Source organism: Clostridium cuniculi, assembly GCF_004353185.1.
In the GTDB taxonomy this organism is placed as follows: Bacteria; Bacillota; Clostridia; order Clostridiales; family Clostridiaceae; genus Clostridium; species Clostridium cuniculi.
Map to the genome: position 1 here is coordinate 1 of NZ_SMUS01000078.1, position 3,944 is coordinate 3,944.

At 37.9% G+C, this 3,944-nt stretch carries 5 protein-coding genes; all 5 read left to right on the forward strand.

What is annotated here, in order from left to right; genetic code table 11:
- Nucleotides 1-251: 251 nt before the first annotated feature.
- On the forward strand, nt 252-449 hold the full coding sequence (locus EJJ37_RS21155; protein WP_000384569.1) for a helix-turn-helix domain-containing protein: 198 nt from the start codon (nt 252-254) through the stop codon (nt 447-449).
- Complete coding sequence (gene bcrR, locus EJJ37_RS19430; RefSeq protein ID WP_002576325.1) at nt 439-1,053, forward strand: bacitracin resistance transcriptional activator BcrR; 615 nt, start codon at nt 439-441, stop codon at nt 1,051-1,053. The genes EJJ37_RS21155 and bcrR overlap by 11 nt, the downstream gene beginning before the upstream one ends.
- A gap of 180 nt (nt 1,054-1,233) precedes the next feature.
- A complete protein-coding gene (bcrA, locus tag EJJ37_RS19435; RefSeq protein ID WP_002576324.1) occupies nt 1,234-2,151 on the forward strand; it encodes a bacitracin ABC transporter ATP-binding protein BcrA in 918 nt (305 codons plus the stop codon).
- Nucleotides 2,144-2,893, forward strand: coding sequence for an ABC transporter permease (locus tag EJJ37_RS19440; protein WP_018368563.1), 750 nt, complete (start codon nt 2,144-2,146; stop codon nt 2,891-2,893). Before bcrA ends, EJJ37_RS19440 begins: the two co-directional genes overlap by 8 nt.
- Nucleotides 2,893-3,723, forward strand: coding sequence for a bacitracin resistance undecaprenyl-diphosphatase BcrD (gene bcrD / locus EJJ37_RS19445; RefSeq protein ID WP_018368564.1), 831 nt, complete (start codon nt 2,893-2,895; stop codon nt 3,721-3,723). Before EJJ37_RS19440 ends, bcrD begins: the two co-directional genes overlap by 1 nt.
- Nucleotides 3,724-3,944 lie beyond the last annotated feature (221 nt).

The window sequence follows — 3,944 nt, forward strand, 5'->3', positions numbered from 1 at the left end:
ATATCATTTCTTTATAATCTTCTGTATATTTTTTACCTCTACCCATAGTAGAAACACTTCCTTTCTCTAACTAAATATTATTTTATCTAGTTCGATAAAATGTGTCCACTATTTTATACTAACACCAATTTGAACGAAGTATGATTTTATGTTTAGTAGTGTATAATTTCGTATTAGTGGAGAGAAACTTGCTATTATTCGTCATTCCGTATATAATAATTATATACTCTTTGCGAAAGGAAGTTGATATTATGGATTACATTTCTGTGAAAGCCGCTTCTGAAAAATGGGGCATATCGGAAAGACGGATACAAAAATTATGTGAGGAAAATCGCATTGACGGAACTGAAAAATTTGGTCGTGCATGGATGATACCAAAAGATGCAGAAAAACCCGTTGATGGACGTATGAAAACAAGGAACAAACAGGAGGAGAATCATGGAATTTAATGAAAAGCTACAACAGCTTAGGACTGGAAAGAACTTAACGCAGGAACAACTTGCGGAGCAATTATATGTATCAAGAACAGCCATTTCAAAATGGGAAAGCGGCAAGGGTTACCCTAATATTGAGTCGCTCAAGTGTATTTCTAAATTCTTTTCTGTGACCATAGATGAACTGCTATCGGGCGAAGAACTGATTACACTTGCCGAAACTGAAAATCGTTCCAACTTGAAAAAAATTTACAGTTTCATTTATGGAATATTAGATATGATGGCGGTTACTTTTATACTTTTGCCGTTGTATGGTAACCTTGTTGACGGATATATTTATTCTGTCAATCTACTTTCATTTACAGACACTACCCCAATATATCTTGCAATCTATTGGATTGTTTTTATTGTTTTGATTGCACTTGGGATAGCGAAACTGATGTGTGTTTGTTTTGAAAAGGAATCATGGAGCAACATAATCACAAAATGCTCTCTCGTGCTGAGTACGCTTTTTATCTGCTTCTTCGCTGCGGCAAGACAACCCTATGTAACCGCCCTTATGTTTCTGCTATTTGTTGCTAAAATATTTGTCTGGATAAAGCAAACCCAAACAAAGTAAAATGCCATAAACCCTTTAAAATAGGCTCTGACACGATAAGTGTCGGAGCTTTTTTCGTGCTGACATCTATTGTGTCGGCATTGTGACGGTAGATTTCTTGGCTTCTATGCAATACTCGTGGATAATAAGATTGTGGTCAGCGAAAACAAGAACAGCAACCCACGGAAAGGAGAATCAAATATGGATTATATCATTGAAACAGAAAATCTTACGAAGCGATACGGAACAGCCACCGTTGTCGATAAGGTAAATCTTCATGTGCCAAAGGGCAAAATTTATGGTTTGCTCGGCAGAAACGGAGCAGGCAAAACCACAGCAATGAAAATGATGTTGCAGCTTGCTTTCCCAACGGAGGGAACGGTACGCTTGTTTGGCACAAACTATAAGGAAAATATCCATACCCTTTATAGCAAAGTAGGCTCTATTATCGAAACACCGGGATTTTACAGTAATTTAACAGGGTATGAGAATTTGCAAATTCTCGCTAAACTGCGAGGGGGAGTATCTAAAAGTGGAGTAGAAAAAGCTCTTGAAGTTGTGGGGCTGCATAAGGAGAAAAGAAAAGTCTTTTCCGATTATTCCCTCGGAATGAAGCAACGGCTTGGTATTGCCGCCGCCATTATGCACGAGCCGGAGCTTTTAATACTTGACGAACCGATTAACGGACTTGACCCCATTGGAATAGTTGAAATACGCTCATTTTTATCTGAACTTAGTCACAATCATGGCATTACCATTTTTATCTCAAGCCATGTTTTAAGCGAGATTGAACAGATAGCAGATATTATCGGCGTTATGCACGAGGGGCATTTAGTAGAGGAAGTGAATATATCCGAGCTTCACAAAAGGAATCGAAAATACATTCAATTTGATTTATCTGACAGTGAGATAGCCGGAAAGATTTTAGAAAACCACTACCACATGACGGATTTTACAGTGCAGGACGGTACGGTGAGAATTTATGACTTTAGCCAAAGTGTTGGAGAAATCAATCGAGAATTTGCACGAAATGGACTGCTCGTGACAAGGATAAATGATAGTGAGGAAAACTTAGAGGACTACTTTTCTAAACTGATTGGAGGTGGCGGTATTGCTTAATCTTATTTCTTGTGAATTATTAAAACTAAAGCGTTCAAAAATGGTGCTAATTAGTGTGGCAGGGGTATTATCTACCCCACTTTTGATGTTAATAGAAGCCTTGCAAACACATTTTGATAAGCCGGAGATTATCTTTACCTTGTCTGACATATACAGCGACAGTGTACTGTATATCATGCTGCTGGTAAACATGATGATATATGTGGCAATTGCAGCTTACTTGTTTAGCAGAGAGTACACAGAAAGCACCCTCAAAACCATATTGCCCATACCCATTTCAAGGACAAAACTATTAATTGGAAAATTTTGCACCCTGCTTCTTTGGATTGTTATGCTAACCCTTGTAACATGGGCAGGTATATTTATCGTTTGTGGGCTATATGACGCTGTCTTTACATTGGAGGGATATAGCTTACTAGTGGCAATAGTATGGCTCCCCAAGTTTTTGTTTGGCAGTATCCTGATGTTTTTAACAGTTTCTCCTTTTGTGTTTGTTGCTATGAAAACAAAAGGATTTGTCGCCCCGATGATTGGCTCTGCCGTGATTGTCATGGGAAGTGCCGCACTTTCAAATCAAGAATGGGGAGCGTTGTATCCGTGGACAGCCACCTATTTCTTGGTGCAGGGTAAACTTCAGAGTACCGGCTATCCTACACTGCTGTCTGTATCTATTATTATTCTTGTATCAGCAGTTGGTTTTCTTATGACCTTTCATCATTTTAAAAAGGAGGATTTGAAATAATGGTACTTGATTTTATAGAAATTTTAAAAGTTATTTTTCTTGGAATTGTTGAGGGTATTACTGAGTGGCTACCTATCAGCAGCACAGGACATATGATTCTTGTGGACGAATTTATCACACTTAATATGAGCGAAGCATTTAAAGAAATGTTTTTTGTTGTTATTCAACTTGGAGCTATACTCGCAGTGGTTGTAATGTTTTGGAACAAGATGTTTCCCTTTCAATTTAAGAACAAAGCACAGTCAATTGTTAAAAAGGATACTTTCTCGTTGTGGTTCAAGGTTGCGGTAGCTTGTGTACCGTCAGCTATTATGGGGATTCTATTTGATGATTATTTGGATGCTTACCTCCAAACCCCCATTGTGATTTCAATCATGTTAATCTTTTATGGTTTGTTATTCATTCTCATAGAAAATTGGAATAAAAAGCGTACTCCTACTACTATGGCACTTTCTGACATCAGCTATAAAACAGCAATCTTGATAGGGGCATTTCAAGTGTTATCACTTATACCCGGCACATCACGGTCGGGAGCAACGATTATAGGTGCTTTACTCATAGGAGTTTCACGAGTGGCAGCAGCAGAGTTTACTTTTTTCCTCGCAGTACCTACTATGCTTGGAGCAAGTGCTTTTAAGCTGTTAAAATTCGGGTTTGAATTTACAAGTGCAGAACTGCTCGCTCTTGTTCTCGGTATGGCTGTGGCATTTGCGGTATCTGTCTTAGTAATTAAATTCCTAATGAACTTTATCAAAAAACATGATTTTAAGGTGTTTGGTTGGTATCGAATTGTGCTTGGTATACTTGTTGTACTTATAACAGTAATGTGATAGAAAAACAATTCCATAAGCAATAATCTGCCGCACGACGGCAAAAGAAAAAAGCCGTCGTACAGCAGACATATTTTCACGCCTATGAAACGGTTGGATTTGTGTCAATATCTTGGACACAAAAATTCGAACTTACTTAAGCTGCATTCAAAGCCTTAAATTCTACCTCATTAGGAGTATTATAATCAAGAGCTGAATGCAGTCTTTTACTATTGTAAAAA

Excerpts from the sequence above, each read along its gene's own strand:
- EJJ37_RS21155 (WP_000384569.1), top strand. The coding sequence starts at position 252 with ATGGATTACATTTCTGTGAAAGCCGCTTCTGAAAAATGGGGCATATCG.
- bcrR (WP_002576325.1), top strand. The coding sequence starts at position 439 with ATGGAATTTAATGAAAAGCTACAACAGCTTAGGACTGGAAAGAACTTA.
- bcrA (WP_002576324.1), top strand. The coding sequence starts at position 1,234 with ATGGATTATATCATTGAAACAGAAAATCTTACGAAGCGATACGGAACA.
- bcrD (WP_018368564.1), top strand. The coding sequence starts at position 2,893 with ATGGTACTTGATTTTATAGAAATTTTAAAAGTTATTTTTCTTGGAATT.